At 66.2% G+C, this 19234-nt stretch carries 17 protein-coding genes; 1 reads left to right on the top strand and 16 read right to left on the bottom strand.

Annotation, left to right across the window (positions count from 1 at the left end; all coding sequences use genetic code 11):
- Nucleotides 1-7: 7 nt before the first annotated feature.
- The 10 genes from ACEQX1_RS15205 to ACEQX1_RS15160 all read right to left on the bottom strand — a co-directional run bounded on the left by ACEQX1_RS15205 (nt 8) and on the right by ACEQX1_RS15160 (nt 9530).
- Nucleotides 8-457 carry a DUF2383 domain-containing protein gene (locus tag ACEQX1_RS15205; protein ID WP_009208420.1) on the bottom strand — a complete coding sequence of 150 codons (450 nt, stop codon included), beginning with the start codon at nt 455-457 and terminating at the stop codon, nt 8-10.
- A 563-nt stretch (nt 458-1020) separates the two neighbouring features.
- Nucleotides 1021-2493, bottom strand: a complete 1473-nt coding sequence (locus ACEQX1_RS15200) for a mannitol dehydrogenase family protein (protein WP_370196997.1) — start codon at nt 2491-2493, stop codon at nt 1021-1023.
- A gap of 119 nt (nt 2494-2612) precedes the next feature.
- A complete protein-coding gene (locus tag ACEQX1_RS15195) occupies nt 2613-3617 on the bottom strand; it encodes an ABC transporter ATP-binding protein (protein WP_370196996.1) in 1005 nt (334 codons plus the stop codon).
- Between the two features lie 12 nt (nt 3618-3629).
- Nucleotides 3630-4460: a carbohydrate ABC transporter permease gene (locus ACEQX1_RS15190; protein WP_187392642.1), complete on the bottom strand. Its 831-nt coding sequence runs from the start codon at nt 4458-4460 to the stop codon at nt 3630-3632.
- Between the two features lie 13 nt (nt 4461-4473).
- Complete coding sequence (locus tag ACEQX1_RS15185; protein ID WP_024349174.1) at nt 4474-5346, bottom strand: carbohydrate ABC transporter permease; 873 nt, start codon at nt 5344-5346, stop codon at nt 4474-4476.
- Nucleotides 5347-5632: 286 nt separating this feature from the next.
- Nucleotides 5633-6967: a sugar ABC transporter substrate-binding protein gene (locus ACEQX1_RS15180; protein ID WP_370193642.1), complete on the bottom strand. Its 1335-nt coding sequence runs from the start codon at nt 6965-6967 to the stop codon at nt 5633-5635.
- A gap of 255 nt (nt 6968-7222) precedes the next feature.
- A complete protein-coding gene (locus ACEQX1_RS15175; protein WP_370193641.1) occupies nt 7223-7732 on the bottom strand; it encodes a 2'-5' RNA ligase family protein in 510 nt (169 codons plus the stop codon).
- Nucleotides 7733-7818: 86 nt separating this feature from the next.
- Nucleotides 7819-8169 carry a hypothetical protein gene (locus ACEQX1_RS15170; protein WP_370193640.1) on the bottom strand — a complete coding sequence of 117 codons (351 nt, stop codon included), beginning with the start codon at nt 8167-8169 and terminating at the stop codon, nt 7819-7821.
- Between the two features lie 84 nt (nt 8170-8253).
- Nucleotides 8254-8796, bottom strand: coding sequence for a sterol desaturase family protein (locus ACEQX1_RS15165; protein WP_024349178.1), 543 nt, complete (start codon nt 8794-8796; stop codon nt 8254-8256).
- A gap of 128 nt (nt 8797-8924) precedes the next feature.
- Nucleotides 8925-9530, bottom strand: a complete 606-nt coding sequence (locus ACEQX1_RS15160; protein WP_370193639.1) for a DUF2585 family protein — start codon at nt 9528-9530, stop codon at nt 8925-8927.
- Nucleotides 9531-9723: 193 nt separating this feature from the next.
- On the opposite strand from ACEQX1_RS15160, the gene ACEQX1_RS15155 reads away from it, so the two are divergent.
- Nucleotides 9724-10527 (top strand): fatty acid desaturase, encoded by an 804-nt coding sequence (locus ACEQX1_RS15155; RefSeq protein WP_370193638.1) that lies wholly within the window; start codon nt 9724-9726, stop codon nt 10525-10527.
- 52 nt (nt 10528-10579) lie between these two features.
- Here the strand turns inward: ACEQX1_RS15155 and ACEQX1_RS15150 are convergent, their stop codons facing one another.
- From ACEQX1_RS15150 to ACEQX1_RS15125, 6 genes are all read right to left on the bottom strand, one after another.
- Nucleotides 10580-11803 carry an MFS transporter gene (locus ACEQX1_RS15150; protein WP_370193637.1) on the bottom strand — a complete coding sequence of 408 codons (1224 nt, stop codon included), beginning with the start codon at nt 11801-11803 and terminating at the stop codon, nt 10580-10582.
- 120 nt (nt 11804-11923) lie between these two features.
- Nucleotides 11924-15283 carry a DEAD/DEAH box helicase gene (locus tag ACEQX1_RS15145; protein ID WP_370196995.1) on the bottom strand — a complete coding sequence of 1120 codons (3360 nt, stop codon included), beginning with the start codon at nt 15281-15283 and terminating at the stop codon, nt 11924-11926.
- Between the two features lie 156 nt (nt 15284-15439).
- Nucleotides 15440-16486 carry an Ldh family oxidoreductase gene (locus ACEQX1_RS15140; protein WP_370194063.1) on the bottom strand — a complete coding sequence of 349 codons (1047 nt, stop codon included), beginning with the start codon at nt 16484-16486 and terminating at the stop codon, nt 15440-15442.
- A gap of 3 nt (nt 16487-16489) precedes the next feature.
- Nucleotides 16490-17359, bottom strand: coding sequence for an ABC transporter permease (locus ACEQX1_RS15135; RefSeq protein WP_024349184.1), 870 nt, complete (start codon nt 17357-17359; stop codon nt 16490-16492).
- Nucleotides 17356-18165 (bottom strand): ABC transporter ATP-binding protein, encoded by an 810-nt coding sequence (locus ACEQX1_RS15130; protein WP_024349185.1) that lies wholly within the window; start codon nt 18163-18165, stop codon nt 17356-17358. Before ACEQX1_RS15130 ends, ACEQX1_RS15135 begins: the two co-directional genes overlap by 4 nt.
- Entirely contained in the window at nt 18165-19193 is a 1029-nt protein-coding gene (locus tag ACEQX1_RS15125) for an ABC transporter substrate-binding protein (protein WP_370194064.1), read from the bottom strand. Before ACEQX1_RS15125 ends, ACEQX1_RS15130 begins: the two co-directional genes overlap by 1 nt.
- Between the last annotated feature and the right edge of the window lie 41 nt (nt 19194-19234).

Raw genomic sequence — 19234 nt, 5'->3', positions numbered from 1 at the left:
CCGGAGATCAGAGGCTGGCCGCCGTGCTGTCCATCCAGGCGCGGTGACGCTCCTCATCGGCCAGCGCGCTGGCGAAGAAGGCCTTGGACTTCGGCACCGCATCGCCATGGTCGGCGGCGCGCCGATAGGCCGCGACGGTGTCGTCCTCGTTGGTCTTCATGGCCTTGAGGATCGTGGCGTCGCCCATGAGCCCGGCCAGCGCGACCTTGCCCGTGGTCAGGACCTGCTTCATGTCGCCGGAGGTCGGCGGATCGAACGAGAGTTCGCGGGCCATCTCATGCAGCACGTCGAGATGCTGCTGGTGATCCTTGCGGAAGGCGGCAACCTGCGTCGCAAGGCTCTTGTCGCTCAGATTCTCGATGCAGGTCTCATACGCCGCGATGGCATCGTGCTCGAGGATGATGAGATCGCGAACCAGCGACTTGATGTCGGTCTCTGTTCCAACTGTCGTAACCATGATCGTCTCCTTTGTCGGCGCATGCGCGGTTCACCCTGCGAACTGGCGGGTTGATGCGCGGATCGCTCAGCCGAGCGTTCCTCGTTGCCTGACCCGAGAAAGGCGGTGACCGCGCCGAACGTTTCATCCGAGTTGCTTGCGCGGCTAAAGGAAAGGTCGACTGCGGGACGGATAGGTGCCTACGGAGCTGGCGCGCATGCGCGCCTAAACTTCCAAGCCGGGAATGAGGACGAGTAGTTCTGAGGAATATATTCGCGCAGACCGCGACTATACCGGCAGCGCCGCGCGCGGGGCACCATCAAGCGCGGTCGGCGATGGACCATCGCCGGCTGCGGATCATAACATGACAAATCTGATCATGATTAATCACCCAGCGCGCTCGTGGCGCGCTGCCATGGCGATCCGTAATCCTTGCGAAACCTTACGAGCCGACAGCGTATGCGACCTGCTCCGGAAACGCGGAAATCCTCATGAAGAAGCGATCCGCCGGCTACGGGAACGACCGGATCAACCTGCGTGGGAAGCTCGACGGGCCGCGTCCGTATCCGGAAGCTGGGACCGCGTCAGTCTTGCCCGAGATAAGTCCGGAGCGTGTCGGCGGTGCCTTTCGCCGCCAGCATGCGCAGCCAGTCCGCAAAGGGCTCGGCAAAGCGCGACTCGTCCTTCAGCCCGCCATAGACCGCCTCCATCGAGAGCCAGGCCATCGGGTCGGTTTCGGCGGCCCGGGCCCGTTCGGTCAGGTGATCCCAATCCGGATCGTTGGGCGCGATCGCCGCGCCGGAATCGGTGACACCCCGGCAGTAGCGGCACCACAGCGCGCTTTCGAGCGCCAGGCCCGTGGGGCTGCGCCCCGCCTGCAGATTGTCGAGCACCGACGGCACGATGAATTTCGGCTGGCGGTTCGAGCCGTCGAGGCACAGGCGGCGGATCGTGTCGCCGATCTTCGGATTGCCGAACCGCCGCTTGATCAGGGCGTAATAGGTGCCGAGATCGGTGTCGGGCACCGGCGGCAGGATCGGCAGGATTTCCTCGGTCTCGATCTTGTCGAGAAAGCGCGCAACGAGATCGGTCTGCATCGCCTCATGCACGAAATGCACGTCCAGCAGCCCCGCCGGATAGGCGATGATCGCATGGCCGCCATTGAGGATGCGGATCTTCATATGCTCGTAGGGTGTGACGTCGGGCACGAACTGCACGCCGACCTTCTCCAGCGCCGGCCGTCCGGCGGGAAAATCGTCCTCCAGCACCCATTGCTTGAATTCCTCGCAATAGACCGGCCAGGCATCGTCGATGCCCAGTGTCTCACGGCAATGATCGATCTCGCGTTGGCTGGTCGCCGGGGTGATGCGGTCCACCATGCCGTTCGGAAAGGCGACATTCGCCGCGATCCATTCGGCCAGCGCGCCATCGACGAGACTCGCCATGCCGATGACGGCGGCCGCGCAGACCTTGCCATTATGGGGAATGTTGTCGCAGGACATCACCGTGAAGGGCGCAACGCCGCGTGCATGCCGCGTCCTCAGCCCGGCGCAGATCAGGCCGAACACCGTCGTCGGCGCCTCGGGGTTCTGCGCGTCGGCGACGATCGCCGGATGGGCCGGATCGAACTTGCCGTCCGGGTCGATGAAATAGCCGCCCTCGGTCACCGTCAGGGAGACGATCCGGATCGCCGGATCGGCGAGCTTTTCGACGATGGCCGGCGTGTCGCCCACCGGCAGCATGTCGATCATCGCGCCGGTCACCCGGGCGCTGGTGCTGGCATTGTCCTGCTCGACGACGGTGGTCAGGTAATCCTGCCCCGCCAGCCTGTCGCGCATGGCTTGGTCGGAGGGCATGACGCCCGCGCCGAGGATCGCGAAATCGTGCCCCTCCCCCATCTCGAACAGGGCGTCGAGATAGACCGCCTGATGGGAGCGATGGAAATTGCCGATGCCGAAATGCACGATGCCGGCACGCAAGCCCGAGCGGTCGTAGCTCGGCACCGCGGCCTTGCCGGCAATGTCGGGAAGATTGGCGGCGCAAAGCCGGACGCTCATGGCAGGTCTCCTCGGGCTGATCGTCGCGGCTGCCGAGCGTTCGGCGTGCGCAGGAACGGCAGGACGCTGTTCGGGCAAGAACGGTTGCGGGGCGGCGGATCCCGCCGGCCGCCCTCGTCCTAGCGGACGGCCAGACCCTGGCCGTCGAAGCGGTGCAGCTTGTCTTCCTGCGGGGTCAGATAGACCGTGTCGCCGTGATGGACAGGGAACTCGCCGCCGGCGCGAACGGTCAGCGGCTCGTGGTGAATGGGCGATTCCACATGAAGGAAGGTGTCGGAGCCCAGATGCTCGGCGACCTTCACGGTGCCTGTCCAGGCCCCTTCCGTGGTCGACAGAGTGAGGTGCTCCGGCCGGATGCCGATCGTCTCGACGCCGTAGCGCTGCGCCTCCGCGCCCGTCACGAGATTCATCTTCGGCGAGCCGATGAAGCCGGCGACGAAGGTGTTCTGCGGCGCCGTGTAGAGGTCGAGCGGCGAGCCCACCTGCTCGACCTTGCCGGCGCGCAGGACGACGATCTTGTCGGCCATGGTCATCGCCTCGACCTGGTCGTGGGTCACGTAGACCATCGTCGTCTTCAGCCGCTGGTGCAGCTCGGAAATCTCCAGCCGCATGCCGACCCGCAGCGCCGCGTCGAGATTGGAGAGCGGCTCGTCGAAGAGGAACGCCGCCGGCTCGCGCACGATTGCCCGGCCGATGGCGACGCGCTGCCGCTGGCCGCCGGACAACTGCCCCGGTCGCCGGTCGATATAGGCGTCGAGATTGAGCGTCTTGGCCGCGTAATCCACCCGCCGGTCGATCTCGGCCTTGTCCATATTGGCCATCTTCAGCGGGAAGGCGATGTTCTTGCGCACGCTCATATGCGGATAGAGCGCGTAGGACTGGAACACCATGGCGAGGCCGCGCCTGGCGGGCGGCAGCTCGGTAGCATTCTGGCCGTCGATCATGATCTGCCCGGCGGTCACATCCTCCAGCCCGGCGATCAGCCGCAGGAGGGTGGACTTGCCGCAGCCGGACGGGCCGACGAAGACCACGAACTCGCCGTCCTCGATCTTCAGGTCGAGCTCGGGAATGATGACGACGTCGCCGAAGGTCTTGCGAACCTTTTCGAGGTGGATCTGTCCCATGGCGGAAGCTCCTTACTTGACGGCGCCGAAGGTGAGGCCACGCACAAGCTGTTTTTGCGAGAACCATCCGACGATGAGGATTGGCGCGATGGCAAGCATCGAGGCCGCGGAGAGCTTGGCGTAGAAATTGCCCTGCGGGCTGGAGAACGAGGCGATGAAGGCGGTCAGCGGCGCCGCGTTCGAGGTCGTCAGGTTCAGCGTCCAGAACGCTTCGTTCCACGACAGGATGATGTTCAGGAGCACCGTCGAGGCGATGCCCGGCACTGCCATCGGCGCCAGCACCTGGGTGATCTCCTTGCGCAGATTGGCGCCGTCCATGCGCGCCGCCTCAAGGATCTCGCCGGGGATCTCCTTGAAGTAGGTGTAGAGCATCCAGACGATGATCGGCAGGTTGATCAGGAACAGGACGACGATCAGGCCGAGCCGGGAATCCAGAAGGCCGAAGCGCACGAACAGCAGGTAGATCGGGATCAGCACGCCGACGGCCGGCAGCATCTTGGTGGACAGCATCCACAGCAGGATGTCCTTGGTCCGCTTGGTCGGCGAGAAGGCCATCGCCCAGGCCGCGGGAATGGCGAAGATCAGCCCCAGCGCCGTCGAGCCGAGCGACAAATAGATCGAGTTCATCATGTAGTGGAGGTAGTTCGACTGGGTCTGGATGGTCCGGTAGTTCTCCAGCGTCCATTCGAAGCCGACGAAGACCGCCGGGGTGGAGATCGCCTGGAGCTCGGTCTTGAACGAGGTCAGGAAGGTCCACAGGATCGGGAAGAAGATCACCAGCCCGACGAACCATGCGAGTACCGTCATCGAGATCTTGCGGCTCGTGGTCATGCGACGTGACATCTGGCAGCCCTCCTCAGGCGTCGAGATTCTTGCCGATCAGGCGGACGAGGAAGATCGCGACGATATTGGCAAGGATCACCGCCACGATGCCGCCGGCCGAGGCCGCGCCGATATCGCCGTAGGAGGTCGCCTGCTGCGCCACGAGATAGGTGATGTTGGTCGATTGCGATCCCGGCCCGCCCTGCGTCGTCACCAGGATCTCGGCATAGATCGACAGGAGGAAGATCGTCTGGATGAGGATCACCACGGTGATCGCCCGGCTCATATGCGGCAGGGTGATGTAGAAGAAGATCGACAGCGCCCCCGCCCCGTCCATCTCGGCCGCCTCCTTCTGGTCGGTCGACAGGGACTGCAGGGCGGTCAGGAGGATCAGCGTGGCGAAGGGCAGCCACTGCCAGGCGACGATAATGATGATCGACAGAAGCGGCACGTCGGTCATCCAGTCGATCGGCGTGAAGCCGAGCCCGGTCAGGAACTGACCGATGACCCCGTAGACCGGGTTCATCATCATGTTCTTCCAGACCAGCGCCGCCACGGTCGGCATGACGAAGAACGGTGCGATCACCAGAAGCCGGACGAAGTTCACCCCGTAGACGTCGTGGTCGAGCAGCAGGGCGACCAGAATACCGCCGCCCACCGTGATGGCGAGAACGCCGAGCACCAGCACCAGCGTGTTGCCGAGGGCGGCGAGAAAGGTCGGGTCAGTGAGGAAGTAGCTGTAGTTCTCGAAGCCGACAAAGGGCTGGGAGAGAGGATTGTAGAGCGTGTAGTTCAGCGTGGAGAAATACAGCGTCATCGCCAGCGGCACGATCATCCAGATCAGGAGGACGATCACCGCCGGCGCCATCATCGCGCGGGCCGCGGCTTTGGTGTGCAAGGTGGCCATGACACTCCCCCCTCTGCCGCACCGGGTGGCGCGGAGCCTGAAGTTCGAACCCGGTCGCCGGCCACGCGGACGGCGTCACGGCTTTCCTGGCGGGTCACACGGGCCCGGCGATGGTGCCGGGCCGCGCGCATATTGCAGGGCGGGCCAACGGAGAAATCTGCGGACGCGGTCGAGGTGGTTTCGCGCTCGCGTCATCGTCCGCGAACCGGCGGCCCTTTCGGCAGGGCGGCTCGTTCGGCGGCCGCCCTTGCCCATGATCGTCCGCCGGGCGTCGCGCGCCCCGGGATCAGTTCTTGATGTAGCCGCCGCGGGTCATCTCGCGGACCGCGATCGCCTGCGACTGCTGCAGCGCCTGCTCGACGGTCGATGCCCCCGACAGAGCCGCGGCCATCTGCTGGCCGACCGCCGTGCCGAGCCCCTGGAATTCGGGGATCGCGGCGAATTGCAGACCGACATAGGGCTTGTCGTCCGTCATCGACGGATCGGCATTGTTGATCGCCGTCAGGGTCGCGTCGGCGAAGGGCGCAGCCTCGGTGTATTCCGAGTTCTCGTAGAGCGAGGTGCGCGTACCAGGAGGCACGTTGGCCCAGCCTTCCTTCTCGGCGACGAGGGCGAGATATTCCTTGGAGGTCGCCCAGCCGATGAAGGTCTGCGCGGCCTCGGCCTTTTCAGACGATGCCGGGACCGCAAGCGACCAGGCCCACAGCCAGTTGTAGCCGTTGTTCGGGCAGTTCTCGATGCCGCAGGGCGCCGGCGCGAAACCGACCTGATCGGGCACCTGGCTCTGCTTCGGGTCGGTCACGAAGGACGCGGCGACCGAGGCGTCCATCCACATGCCGCATTTGCCCTGGCCGAACAGCGAGAGATTCTCGTTGAAGCCGTTGGAGGCGGCGCCCGGAGGACCGTATTTGTTCATCAGGTCGACATAGAGGGTGATGGCCTTCGTCCAGCCTTCGCCCTCGAACTGCGGCTGCCAGTCGGCATCGAAGTAATTCGCGCCGAACGAGCGGGCCATGTTGCCGAGGAAGCCCATATTCTCGCCCCAGCCGGGCTTGCCGCGCAGGCAGAGGCCGTAGACGCCGGCATCCTGGTCGGTGATCTTCTCGGCCGCCTCGGCGATGAAGTCCCAGGTCGGCTGCTCGGGCATCTCCAGCCCGGCCTTCTCGAACAGATCAGTGCGATAGAGCGTCAACACGCTCTCGGCATAGAAGGGTGCCGCGTAGAGCGTGCCGTCGACCGACAGCGCGTTGCGGATCGCCGGGATCAGATCGTCCGCGTCGTAATCGTCTCCGAGACCGTCCAGCGGCTTCAGCCAGTCCTGCTTGGCCCAGATCGGAACCTCGTAGGTGCCGATGGTCATGACGTCGAACTGGCCGCCATTGGTGGCGATGTCGGTCGTCACGCGCTGGCGCAGGATGTTCTCCTCCAGCGTCACCCAGTCGAGCTTGATATCGGGATGGGCCGCCTCGAATTCCGACGACAGCCCCTGCATGCGGACCATGTCGCTGTTGTTGACGGTACCAATCGTCAGGGTTGTCTGGGCATGGGCCGGCGCCTGCCAGGCGAAGGCCGCCAAGGCAGTTGCAGCTGCAAGTACCGTCCTGATCGTCGAATAGTTCATCTCGGTCCTCCCGGTTCACTCGACTGGCCGTTGACCGGCTCTCTTCCGATTTCGAACCAGTCTGCCTTGGGAATCCCCTAACGGCAATACGTCCATCGGCGATGAGTTGGCCGCCGCGGACGGCGCGGTTTGGCGCAACCGCAAGATGGTATCATTTGAAACGGCATCGTCCGTCAGCCTTGCGGCTGGTATTGGCCTCGGTCGCAACGCCTGCGAGGCGACGGTGACATCGTGAGACGCAGCACCGGTTCGCGGTCAGCCCGCAAAGGCAAATTCCCCGGCGGCCTCCCACGGACCTCCCCGGTAATGCCACAGCAGCAGGCCGGTGGCCGTCACCTGGAACGGCACGAACACCGACGACATCGCATCATGAAGCGCCCTGGCTTCGGCAGCCCGGACCTTGTTCTGGATCGTCACATGCGGGCGAAAGCCCTGCGCATCCTGCCGCGTCAAATGCCCGGACCAGAGCCGCGCGAGATCCTGCCGGAGCGCGGCCAGGGCGGGGCTCTCGATGGCATAGGCCGTGCCCTGCCCCAGGAACCGCAGCGACGTCACCGGCATCGTAAAGCCCGGTTGCTCAGCCGCCCGCGCGGCGAGCACATCGCAGATCTCCCGGTATCGCTCGCCCGGCAGATGATGGAACAGGGTGAGATGCGCCGGGATCAGATTGCGCTCCGGCGGAAAATGCTGCCGCCGCTCCCGGTCGAAACGCGCAAAGCTCGTCGCATCGAAGCGCAGTGTCAGGATCAGCGGAGCGTCATCCATGGCGTCGATCGTCCCGGAACGCAGGGTGTCTTGCCTCGACAGCCCCGCCGTCACGCCCGCCGGGCCGTCGAAGGCACCCGGCTTCGCTACCCGTCGCCAAGGCTCTCATACCATTCGGCATAGGCGGTCCCCGCCACCATCCGCCGATTGAGGTCGGGCGCGCCATCCGTCCACCAGACGGGCCCGCGTTCGCCGAGGCTTGTCTTCGCCGCGTCCACGCGTTGCCGCGCCTCAGCCTTCAGTGCGGCATCGTCCCTGGCGTCGCGGACCGCGCGGCGGGCGGCCATCAGTTCGTTGACGAGATGCTGGCGCCGTTCGGGATCGAGCGACGGGTCGCTAGTTCGCCAGAGCCGGCCCCGCACGACGAAATAGCGTCCGTCCGGCGTCGTCGGATACGCCTTGGCTGGTGTCGTGGCGGCCTTGCCGTTCTGCGCCATTACGACACCATGGGCCGGTGCCGAAGCCCCCGCCGGGTGCCGATGGCAGCCCCGCGAGTCTCGCGATCCGGCATGGCCGGGTGCCTAGTTGCGCACGGGTGCATGGGCCGAGCCCTGCGCCGTCACCGAGCGGTCGATCCGCTCGCGATCCAGCACGCCCGAGGCGCGCAGCTCCGCCTTCAGCTTGTCGATCGGCGGGGCATAGAGAAACCCGAAGGAGACGCAATGGTCGCGCCCCTCCACCGCGTGGTGAAGCCGGTGCGCCTGCACGAGACGCTTGGCATAGCCGCGATGCGGCACGTAGCGGAACGGCCAGCGCTGGTGCACCAGCCCGTCATGGGCGACGAAATAGAGAAGCCCGTAGAGCGTGATGCCCCATGCGATCGCCAGGAGAACGGGCGAAAGCGCCTGTCCGACGAAGAACAGGGCGACCGCCATGAGGCTGAAGACGACGGCGTAGAGATCGTTCTTCTCGAAGAAGCCCTCGGTCTCCTCGTGATGGGATTTGTGCCAGCCCCATCCGCTGCGTCCGTGCATGACGAATTTGTGCATCGCCCAGGCAAACGCTTCCATCGCGGCCACGGTGGCGATCACGATCAGGGCGTAGAGGAGGATCTCGAAAAACATGGCGGCTCTGCAGGTTGCGGGCCCGCGCTCTGGCGCGCGCCCATTCTTTCAATATGGCGAGGAGGTCCCGTGCTGCCAAGCACCAGCCGGACGCGTAAAAACCGCGCAAGGAGGACGGCGCGAGCGGCTCAGACTGCGCCCAGCACTCTCAGCGTGCCAAGCACCAGACCGTCATGGATCGACACGACCAGAGCGATCTCGACCATTACGGCCGCCAGCAGCGTGGCGCGCCAGCCCAGGAGCCGGGCGATGAAGAAGCCAAGGGTCACGCAGGCCGTGTCGCTCAGCGAATTGACGATGCTGTCGCCGGCATAGGCCCCCGGCTGGCTTGTTTCGTTGAACAGGCGAACCACCGGCGGGGTGTTCTCGACGATCTCCCAGACAACGCTTCCCAGAACGACCACCACCAGCTTGGAGCGTGCCGGCCACCCGGGCTTCAGCCCGTCGACGAAGACATAGAGACCTGCCCCGAACAGGACATGCATGAAGGAATAGGGGTCGCTCAGATGCTGCGAATTCGCCACCAGCTCGAAGCTCGATGACCAGAGGCGCAAGGGCTCCTGCACCGGCACCAGCGGACGCCCGAACAGCCAGAGGGACAACGCCGCGAGGGCGTTGGCGGCAAGGCACAAGAGCACGCAGAGCGCAAGCGACGGCCGGCCCGCACCTCCGGGTCCCGTGGTGGCGAGCGCATCGAGCGAACTGTCTCTGGCATTCGGATAGGCGAGTTTCATGCCTGCGTGGATATGGGAGGTTCGGCGCAATGGTCACGCCCGATGTGACAGTGTTGCATTCAAGGACGCGTCATTCTCCGGATACTCGCTGCGAGGCCGCCTTGTACCTCCCGTGATCGGCTGGGAGGCGCACCCCGGCCCGAGTCCCGCAGCATGGGCGAAACGCCGCACTCGGCTTTTCATGGACGTCCGGATGTTTAGCTTTGCCCCAATGAACGACGTCGCCATCCCGGCCGGACAGGCCCCCTCCTCCGCGCGCACGCGCAAACCGGTGCTGCGGCCGTTCCAGGCGGCGATCGGCCTGACGCTGGCGGGCTGCGTTCTGGCGGCATGGATCGCCATCCATGTCGGTGCGGTGTTCTTTCTCGATGTCGGATGGCGCACGCTGCCCCTCGTGCCCGTCCTCATCGCCGTGCAGTGCTGGCTGACCGTCGGGCTTTTCATCGTCGCGCATGATGCCATGCACGGCTCGCTCGCTCCGGGATGGCCGCGCCTGAACGCCGGCATCGGCGCCTTCATCCTGACGATCTATGCCGGCTTTGCCTGGCGCCGGGTCCGGGGCGCGCACATGGCCCATCACGACGCACCGGGCACGGCCGACGATCCGGATTTCTTCGTCGACGAGCCCGATCGCTTCTGGCCCTGGTTCCGCGCCTTCTTCCTGCGCTATTTCGGCCGGCGCTCGATCCTGTTCGTGTGCACGGTGGTCACCGTCTATATCCTTGTGCTCGGCGCGCCGGTGCTCAACGTCGTCCTGTTCTACGGGCTTCCGTCCCTGCTTTCGTCGCTGCAGCTCTTCTATTTCGGCACGTTCCAGCCGCACCGGCACGAAGAGGAAGGCTTCGTCGACGCGCACAATGCGCGCTCCAACGAGTTCGGCTACGTCGCCTCGCTGCTCTCCTGCTTCCATTTCGGCTACCACCACGAACACCATGCCGAACCCTGGGTGCCGTGGTGGGGTCTGCCCAGCCAATGGCGGCAGCGCCAGACGTCCTGAGGCCGCCAGGCGCTCGGCAGACTTAGCCCTGCCGATGCGGCGATGGCCAGCCTCAGCCCGCGGGCCGATACCGGTCGGTGTCGAGCCGCGGCAGGAACCAGGCCAGGAGCCCCGCCAGCGGCAGGAACGAGCAGATGCGGTAGACGGTCTCGATGCCGTAGCTGTCGGCAAGGCCGCCGAGGATCGCCGCGGCAATGCCACCCAGGCCGAAGTTCAATCCGTAGAACAGGCCGCCGATGAGGCCGATCCGGTTGGGCAGCAACTCCATGGCGTAGATCAGGATCGAGGCGAAGGCGCTGGCCATGACGAGGTTGATCGCGATGGTCAGGACGCCCGTCCAGAACAGGTCGGCATAGGGCAACAGCAGGGTCAGCGGCAGCGGCCCGAGCACCGAGATCCAGATGATCCGGTAGCGGCCGATGCGGTCGCCGACGATCCCGCCGATCAGCGCGCCGGCGGCGGCCGAGATCAGGAAGATGAACAGCATCATCTGCGACTGCGGGATCGACAGGCCGAACTGCTCGATCAGGTAGAAGGTGTAGAAGGACCGGAAACTCTCCGCATAGGCGTTCTTGGAGAACATCAGCAGCGTCAGCACCGTCAGCCCGATGGCGATGGTCGCCGTGCCGTGTCGCGGCAGGTCGGCATGCTGGCCGGCCAGCGACGCGCGCAGATCGGAGAAATGCCGGCTGATCGCCGCCTGTTGCCGGCCGATCCAGGTTAGCAGCAACATGGCCGCCAGCGCCGCGGCGGTGAACCACGCAAGGCTCGGCTGGCCCAAAGGCACGATGATCAGCGCGGCGAAGACCGGGCCGAGCGCGCCGCCCGCCTGCCCGCCGACCTGGAAGATGCCCTGCGCCAGCCCCTGCCGGCCGCCGGCCGCATAGCGCGCCATGCGCGTGGCTTCGGGATGGAAGATCGAGGAGCCGATGCCGATCAGCGCCACGGCGAAGAGGATGGCTCCGTAGCTCGTCGCGAAGGCGAGTCCGAGCAGGCCCGACAGGGTGAACATCATTCCCATGACCGGCGAATAGGGCGCCGGCCGCCGGTCCGTATAGAAGCCGACCAGCGGCTGCAGCAGCGAGCCGGCGATCTGGAAGGTCAGCGTGATCATGCCGATCTGCCAGAAATCGAGCCCGTAGCTGCGCTGGATGATCGGATAAATCGCCGGGATCAGCGACTGCATGAGGTCGTTGAGGAGATGCGCGACACCCAGAACGACCAGGACGCCCGTGTAGGTCCGGGGCTTCAGGGACATGGCTGGAGCGGTGTTCATCTCGGGCAATCCGTCATTCGCCGACGCAGGCCGCAACGATTACAGCAAACGGCGGCGGCAGACAGTATCAGATCGTATGCTCCCCTGAATATCTCCGGCGGTGAGAAATCCCGGCCCGGTTTACGCTTCGTCCGATCCCTCGGCCGCCGGCATCACCGCTGCCAGGCGATCCAGCAGATCGTTCGCGTGCGCCAGCGGGTCCGTCTCGCTCTGCTCGGGTGCCGGGAAGATCAGCCGGTTCTTCGACCATTTGGCATCGTCGAGCCGGTCTTCGATCCCGGCCTCCTGCAGCGTCGCGGACATTGCCGGCGTGAAGCTCAGGGCCGTCGCCTTCGGGCCGTGATCGAGTTTCGCGACCCCGGCCGCGCGACAGCGGAGCCTGAGTTCGGCCAGCCCGAAATGGGTCAGGAGCGTTGCCGGCATTGGCCCGAACCGGTCCTCGATCTCCACCCGCAACGCGTCGAGGGTCGCGGCATCCGAGACCCGTTCGAGCAGCAGCGCCAGCTCGATCCGCATATCCGGTTCGGGAACGTAGTCGGACGGGATCGTCGCCGGCAGCCCAAGGGCGATCACCGGGCGGACATCGTCCGGCTCCGGCTGGCCCTGCGCCAGCGCGACGGCGCGTTCGAGGATCTTGCGATACAGCCCGATGCCGATCGTCTGGACATGGCCGACCTGCTCGTCGCCCAGGAGTTCGCCCGTCCCGCGCAGATCGAGATCGCGCGCGGCGATGTCGAAGCCTGCACCGAGCGTGCTGAATTCCTCCAGCGCCTCGAGCCGGCTTCGGGCGTGCTCGCCGAGCTCCCTGTCCGCTTCGGTGGTCAAAAGGACGTGGCCGCGGCGCGCGCCCCGGCCGACCCGGCCGCGCAACTGGTGCAGTTCGGCCAGACCGAAGCGGTCGGCATGGCACACGACCATGGTGTTGGCATTGGCGACATCGAGCCCGCTTTCCACGATGGCGGTCGCCAGGAGAACGTCGTGCTCGCCATGGGCGAAGGCCAGCATCGCGTCCTCCACCTCGTCGGGCTTCATCTTGCCGTGCAGCGTGACCGTGGTCTGCTCCGGCATCAGTTCCTGCAGCTTCGCCGCCATCGGCTCGAGATCCTCGATGCGCGGGCACACGACGAAGCTCTGCCCGCCGCGCGCACGTTCCGCCGCCAGGGCATCGCGAACGGCGGCGTCGTCGAACGGTCCGACCCGGGTCTTCACCGGGCTTCGCCGGTTGGGCGGGGTCGCGATGATGCTGAGATCGCTCAGCCCGACGAAACCGGACTGGAGGGTGCGCGGAATGGGCGTCGCCGTCATCGTGAGAATGTGGACGCCGTCGGCCAGCGTGCGCATCGCGGCCTTCTGCTCGCTGCCGATGCGCTGTTCCTCGTCGATGATCACCAGCGCCAGATCGTCGAAGGCCAGATCATCGGCGAGGATGGCGTGGGTCCCGACGACGATCTTCGCGGTCCCATCCTGCATGGCGGACTTGGCGGCATCCGCCTCGTCCTTGCCGACGAGGCGCGACAGCCGGACGATCTCGACACCCTGAGCGCCGAAGTGGGCGGAAAACTCCCGAAAATGCTGCTGGGCGAGAACCGTCGTCGGCGCGATTACCGCCACCTGCCTGCCGGAAAACACCGCGGCGGCGGCGGCGCGCAGCGCCACCTCGGTCTTGCCGTAGCCGACATCGCCGCAGACCAGACGGTCCATCGGACGACCGGAGGCCAGATCGTCGAGCACGTCCAGGCAGGCATTGTTCTGGTCGGCCGTCAGCTCATAGGCAAAGCGCGCACAGAACCGCTCGAAGGAGACCCGGTCGGGCACGATCTTCGGTGCCTTCGCCTGGGCCTTTTCCGTCAGCCGTTCGACCATGCGGTCGGCGGTCACCGAGATTGCGCCGAAGATCTCGTTGCGGCGCTTCTGCCATGTCCGGCCCTTCAGATCGTCGAGCGTCACGTCGGTGGAGGCACCGCCATAGCGCCAGACCGCGCCGATGTCGGACATTGGCACCAGCAGCGTCTCGTCATTGCGGTAGCGCAGGCTCAAGGCCTCGCCTTCCGGATCGCCGCCATTGCCGTTCGGATCGATCGGCACGAGGCCGTCGAGAACCGCGACCCCGTGTTCGATATGAACGACCCGGTCGCCGGTCAGGAAGGTATCGACCTGCGGCGCGAACCCGTCCGACGGGCCGGCGACCGCGGCGGCTGCCTTCTGGCCTTCGAGGTTGCGGAGGCTGATGACGGCGACACCGCTTTCGGCGGCGACGAACCCTTCCGTGATCGGTGCATCGAAGAGCAGCAGCGACGACGGCGCGGCGTTGCAGATCGCATCCCAGTCCGCGGCCGGCTCGAAGGCGCCGTCGAGCGCCGTGCCGGCCTTGCGGGCTGCCGATCGCATGACGCGGCCGTCAGGCCCTGCCAGGACGATGCGGTAGCCGTCGTCGCGCAGCGGCTCCACGAAGGAGGCCAGCGCCTTGTAGGGCTGCCGCTCCGTCGCGAAGACCGGCACGGAATAGTCGGCCTCCAAATCGTCGACGAGCGCCGTCACCCGCTCCGCGACGAGCGTGTCCCAGGTCTCGCGGTCCAGGTGATCGGCGTGAACGGCGTGACGGTGCGGATCGTCCGCATCGATCCGCTGCAGCGCATCAAAGACCTCGTCGGCGCGGATCTCGGCGCCGGTCTCCAGCACCATGTCCGCATCCTGCAGATAGTCGAAGACGGTCTCGGCCCGTTCGTATTGCCGGCAGAGGAACCGCTCGCTGTCAGGCGCGCCGGTCTGAAGCGTTTCGCCATCGATCTCCTGCCGCCCCGTGGCGCCGTCGTCGGCTCCGACGATCTCGCTGGCCGGATCGACGATGAGGCAGTCGGTTTCGGTGACGGAGCGCTGGCTGACCGGATCATAGGAGCGGATCGCGGTCACCACCCCGTCCTCATGCTCGATGCGGCAGGGCCGCGGCGCAGCGGCGGGAAAGATCTCCAGCACCTTGCCGCGAAACGCCGCCTCGCCCGGCTCGTCGACCCGGTCGTCGAGCCAGTAGCCGAGATGCTGCAGCTTCGCCTGCAGCGCCGTCTGGTCGAGCGTCTCGCCGACCCGGATTTCCAGATGCAGCCCCTCCCACACCGATTTCGGCGGCACCTTGCGGATCAGCGCCGCCGGGGTGGTGATCAGGACGGAGGGACGCTTCTCCGCGTCGAGAAGCCAGCGCAGCATCGCCATCCTGTTGCCGGCGGTCGCCACCGTCACCGGCAGGCCGTCGCCGGGAAACCCGTCCGGCGCGTCGAGCTCGCAGACCGAGCCGGGGCCCGCGAGAATGCTGGCCAGCGCGAAAATGTCGTGCCGGCGCCTGCCGGTCTCGGCGATGTAGATCAGCGGACGCCGGTTGTCCGAGACCCGCCTTGCGATCATGGCGGCGACGACCCCGATGGGATGCAGCGGGAAGACCCGTTTGTTCCCGCTCCTGCGATCCTGGCTCGTCGTCGAATGATGCATGTCCCGCCCTTTGAAAAATCCGCACCATCGAACGGGCGGGAGGGCAAAACGATCCGCGACATATTGCTCCGGATCGCGCGCCGCACGGACGGCGGGGCGATCGACGGGCAGTCGGTGCAGCAGTGGAAACTCAGGTTACGAGCGCCGATCCAGTCCTCAGAGCGGGGCGATGGCCAGATCCTGCGCGATGCGGTCGAGCTCGGCCCGTAGCGCCGGGTGCAGGGCGATCCCTCCGGCGACGCGCTGCGTGCGCGCCGCCTCGCGTCCGTCGCCGGGCACGCGGACCGCCGGATAGCCCGGCAACGGCGTCGAGGCGCGCATCTCGGCAAAGACGCGGTTCGCCGTCGCGGTGAAGTCGCCGAGATCGCCGAAGGCCGCGATGTCGATGGCGGCGACGAACTGGCCCGTATTGGTCGGGCTCTCGGTGTCCTTGGTGAAATCCACCACGTCGGCCCCGAAGGCGGCACCGTTCAGGACGCCCGCCAGAAGCCCGATGACCATGGCGAGACCGTAGCCCTTGGGCCCGCCGATCGGCAGGAGGAACCCCTCGTCCTTGCGGTTCGGGTCGGTCAGGGGCTTGCCGTCGCGGCCGACCATCCAGCCCTCGGGCATCGGCTCGCCCTTCTGGGCCAGGGTCTTGATCTTGCCCATCGCGGCGACGGTGGTCGCCATGTCCAGAACGAAGGGATCCGCCCCGCCCGGCATGGCGAAGGCGATGGGGTTGGTGCCGAGAAGCAGGTCGGTGCCGCCATAGGGCGCGACGTGATTGGCGCTGCCGACGGCGGCGCAGATGCCGATCATCCCGGCCTTGGCCTGAGGCCGTACATACAGGGCGGCGGGCCCGGCATGGTTGCCTCCGCGCACGCCTACCCAGCCGATCCCTGCCTGCCGTGCCTTGGTAATCGCCATGTCGCAGGCCTGCGCCATCGCCAGTTGGCCGAGGCCGTTGTCACCATCGACAAGCGCCGTGGCAACGGTCTCGCGCAGGACATGCGGCTTGGCCGCCGGGTTGCAGCCGCCGTCCCGCAGGCGGTTCACATATTGGCGCAGCCGGAACAGGCCATGGGTGTCGTAGCCGAGAAGGTCCGCCTCGACCATCAGCTCGGCCACCGCCCGCGCATCCCCTTCGGGAACCCGGACGCTGGTGAAGGCGCGGGCGGCGAAATCCGCCAGCGCCGCCCCCGAAACAGGTGCCCCGGTCACGCCCTAACCCTCCGTGACGGTCGAGACCCGTTCCTTGTGCCAGAACACGAAGCGGCGCTGGACCCAGCTCACGAAGGCGAAGAGGCCGAGCCCCACGAAGGACAGGTAGAAGATCAGCGAGAACACCCGCGGCGTGTTCAACTGGCTGGCCGCGATGCGGATCAGCTCGCCGAAGCCCTTGCCACCGCCGAGAAACTCGGCGGTGATCGCCCCCGCCATGACGCCGACCGAGCCGATCTTCAGGCCGGTGAAGATCTGCGGCAGCGCCATCGGCAGCTTCATCTTGGTCAGCGCCTGCCAGCGTGTGGCGCCCATCGTCTTGAACAGGTTGCGGCTGTTGGTGTCGGCGGCATGCAGCCCGGCCGCGGTTCCCACCACGATGGGGAAGGTCGCGATGAAGGCGCCCAGCGCCACCTTGCTGTCGATGTCGAAGCCGAGCCAGGCGACGAAGAGCGGCGCAAAGGCGACCTTCGGCATGGTGTCGATGGCCACGAGATAGGGCATGATCGCCCGTTCCCCGAAAGCCGTCTCGCCGACGATCACGCCGAGGCTGAAGCCGATCGCGATGGCGAGGAGGAAGCCGTAGAACACCTCCTTCAGCGTGATCCAGAGCGCCGGCAGCATGTAGCCGCCGGTCAGGATGTTCTTGCCGACGAAGATCATGTCGGCCAGCGTCTCGCCGGGCGTCGGCAGGATGATCGGGCTGACGAGGCCGAAACGGGTGATGAGGTCCCAGACCAGCACGAAGACGCCGAACACGAACAGCATCTGGATGCTGCGCGGCACGCTGTCCAGCCAGCCGACATGGACCGTCCAGACCGTATCGTCCTCCGCCGTCGGCGCCCGATCGGCAATCCGTTCGAGACCCGTCATATGAATGCCTCCTTGTCCAGACGGCTCCGGATATGTTCGACGATCTCGCCGAATTTCGGCGTCGTCATCATGTCGAGCGTGCGGGGACGGGGCAGGTCGATCTCGACCACTTCGGCAATCCGGCCGGGGCGCGGCTTCATCACATAGACCACGTCCGACAGGATCACGGCTTCCTGGATCGAGTGGGTGACCAGGAAGGCGGTCGCGTTGCGCGACATGCAGATGCGCTGCAGCTCCATGTTCATGAAGTCGCGGGTCAGTTCGTCCAGCGCACTGAACGGCTCGTCGAGCAGCAAGACGGCCGGCTCGGTGATCAGCATCCGGCAGATCGAGGCGCGCTGCGCCATGCCGCCGGACAGATCGCCGGGATAGGAATTCTCGAACCCCTTCAGGCCGACGAGTTCGAGGAGTTCGCGGGCCGGCTCCTGCGCGGCCTTGGCCGCCGCCCGTCCGTCCCGGATCTCGATCGGCAGCACGATGTTCTGCAGCGTCGTGCGCCACGGAAACAGCGTCGCCTGCTGGAACATCATGCCGATGTCGCGGCGCGGGCCGGTCACGGGGCGGTCCTGGAGAACCACCCGCCCCGTGGATGGCGGGATCAGTCCCGACATGATCTTCAGCAAGGTCGACTTGCCGCAACCACTGGACCCGATCACGGCCGAGAAGCTGCCCCGGGTCAGGGTCAGATTGACCCCTTCCAGTGCCGTGATCGCATTGCGGGCGTAGGTCTTGCCCACGTTTCGGAGCTGATAGACGAGCTCGCTATGGCTCTCCGTCGGCTCGATCAGGGTTGCGGCAGCCTGCATTACTGTGCGCTCCCGTTGACCTTCATCGTGAAGTCATTGGTGTACGCTTCGGTCAGGTCGGCCAGCGGCTCGGCCATTTCACCACCGGTGACCTGGACCTCCTGCCATTCTTCCCAGACTTCGGGCGGCTGGTAGCCGAGGCCCTTGGACTGGTCGACCGGGACGGTCTTGCTGCGCACCGCATCGAACAGGGCCGCGGCGAAGTCGCGATCCTCGCTCTCCTGCGGATTGCCGGCCGCCATGTGCTCCAGCACCTTGTCGCGATTGGCGTCGTCGAGGGCGAAGACATGACCCTTGTGGATCGCCCGCACGAACTTCTCGACCAGCTCCGGGTCGTCGCGGATCAGCTCGCCGGTCGTGGCGAAGCCGTTGCCGAAGAAGCGCGCATATTCCGGCGGGGTGATGTCGCGCACCGCCTGCCCGCGCTGGTTCAGGATCGCGGCATCTGCGGTCGAGGACGAATAGGCGGCGATGGCATCCTGCGAAAAGGCTGCGACGGCCGGTCCGCCGTCGCCGACGGTCAGGAAGGTGTAGTCGGTGCCTTCGGTCAGGCCCGAACCCGACAAGACGTTGCGGGCAAATCCGACCTCGGCCCCATCTGCCGTGCCGGTGCCGACAACCTTGCCCTTCAGCTCTTCCGGCGCCTGGATCTCGCTGGCTTCCGGCACGACGATGCCGAAATTGGAGCGGGCGGCGAAATTGTAGATGAACACCACGTCGACGCCGCGGCTGCGGGCGGCGAGGACCGGTCCCGGACCCGGCCGGCCGAACTGGGCCTGGCCCGAGGACAGGGCCTGCAGGACGGCGCCGGAGCCGTTGATCGCCTCGACCGAGACGTCGAGGCCTTCTTCCGCGAAATATCCCTCGCCGATGGCGACGAACACGTTGAACGAGTTGATGGCGGAGGGGCTGGGCTGGACGAAGGTGACCTTCGTCATGTCCTGTGCAAACGCGGGGCCCGCCATTGCCAGCGGTGTCGCCGCCATGGCCCCGGCCAAGAGCGCTGTGAAGATTCGTCTGTTCAGCATGTCATTCCTCCCAGAATGTTAGATGCGCAGTCTCCTACCTC

The organism is Aurantimonas sp. (genome assembly GCF_964217435.1).
Classification (GTDB): domain Bacteria; phylum Pseudomonadota; class Alphaproteobacteria; order Rhizobiales; family Rhizobiaceae; genus Aurantimonas; species Aurantimonas coralicida.
The sequence above is the reverse complement of the archived record's forward strand: the minus strand, read 5'-3'. Positions and strand labels throughout refer to the sequence as shown.

Excerpts from the sequence above, each read along its gene's own strand:
- ACEQX1_RS15135 (WP_024349184.1), bottom strand. The coding sequence starts at position 17,359 with ATGACGGGTCTCGAACGGATTGCCGATCGGGCGCCGACGGCGGAGGAC.
- ACEQX1_RS15130 (WP_024349185.1), bottom strand. The coding sequence starts at position 18,165 with ATGCAGGCTGCCGCAACCCTGATCGAGCCGACGGAGAGCCATAGCGAG.
- ACEQX1_RS15150 (WP_370193637.1), bottom strand. The coding sequence starts at position 11,803 with ATGAACACCGCTCCAGCCATGTCCCTGAAGCCCCGGACCTACACGGGC.
- ACEQX1_RS15180 (WP_370193642.1), bottom strand. The coding sequence starts at position 6,967 with ATGAACTATTCGACGATCAGGACGGTACTTGCAGCTGCAACTGCCTTG.
- ACEQX1_RS15195 (WP_370196996.1), bottom strand. The coding sequence starts at position 3,617 with ATGGGACAGATCCACCTCGAAAAGGTTCGCAAGACCTTCGGCGACGTC.
- ACEQX1_RS15190 (WP_187392642.1), bottom strand. The coding sequence starts at position 4,460 with ATGTCACGTCGCATGACCACGAGCCGCAAGATCTCGATGACGGTACTC.
- ACEQX1_RS15205 (WP_009208420.1), bottom strand. The coding sequence starts at position 457 with ATGGTTACGACAGTTGGAACAGAGACCGACATCAAGTCGCTGGTTCGC.
- ACEQX1_RS15160 (WP_370193639.1), bottom strand. The coding sequence starts at position 9,530 with ATGAAACTCGCCTATCCGAATGCCAGAGACAGTTCGCTCGATGCGCTC.
- ACEQX1_RS15185 (WP_024349174.1), bottom strand. The coding sequence starts at position 5,346 with ATGGCCACCTTGCACACCAAAGCCGCGGCCCGCGCGATGATGGCGCCG.
- ACEQX1_RS15155 (WP_370193638.1), top strand. The coding sequence starts at position 9,724 with ATGTTTAGCTTTGCCCCAATGAACGACGTCGCCATCCCGGCCGGACAG.
- ACEQX1_RS15125 (WP_370194064.1), bottom strand. The coding sequence starts at position 19,193 with ATGCTGAACAGACGAATCTTCACAGCGCTCTTGGCCGGGGCCATGGCG.
- ACEQX1_RS15170 (WP_370193640.1), bottom strand. The coding sequence starts at position 8,169 with ATGGCGCAGAACGGCAAGGCCGCCACGACACCAGCCAAGGCGTATCCG.
- ACEQX1_RS15165 (WP_024349178.1), bottom strand. The coding sequence starts at position 8,796 with ATGTTTTTCGAGATCCTCCTCTACGCCCTGATCGTGATCGCCACCGTG.
- ACEQX1_RS15200 (WP_370196997.1), bottom strand. The coding sequence starts at position 2,493 with ATGAGCGTCCGGCTTTGCGCCGCCAATCTTCCCGACATTGCCGGCAAG.
- ACEQX1_RS15145 (WP_370196995.1), bottom strand. The coding sequence starts at position 15,283 with ATGCATCATTCGACGACGAGCCAGGATCGCAGGAGCGGGAACAAACGG.
- ACEQX1_RS15175 (WP_370193641.1), bottom strand. The coding sequence starts at position 7,732 with ATGGATGACGCTCCGCTGATCCTGACACTGCGCTTCGATGCGACGAGC.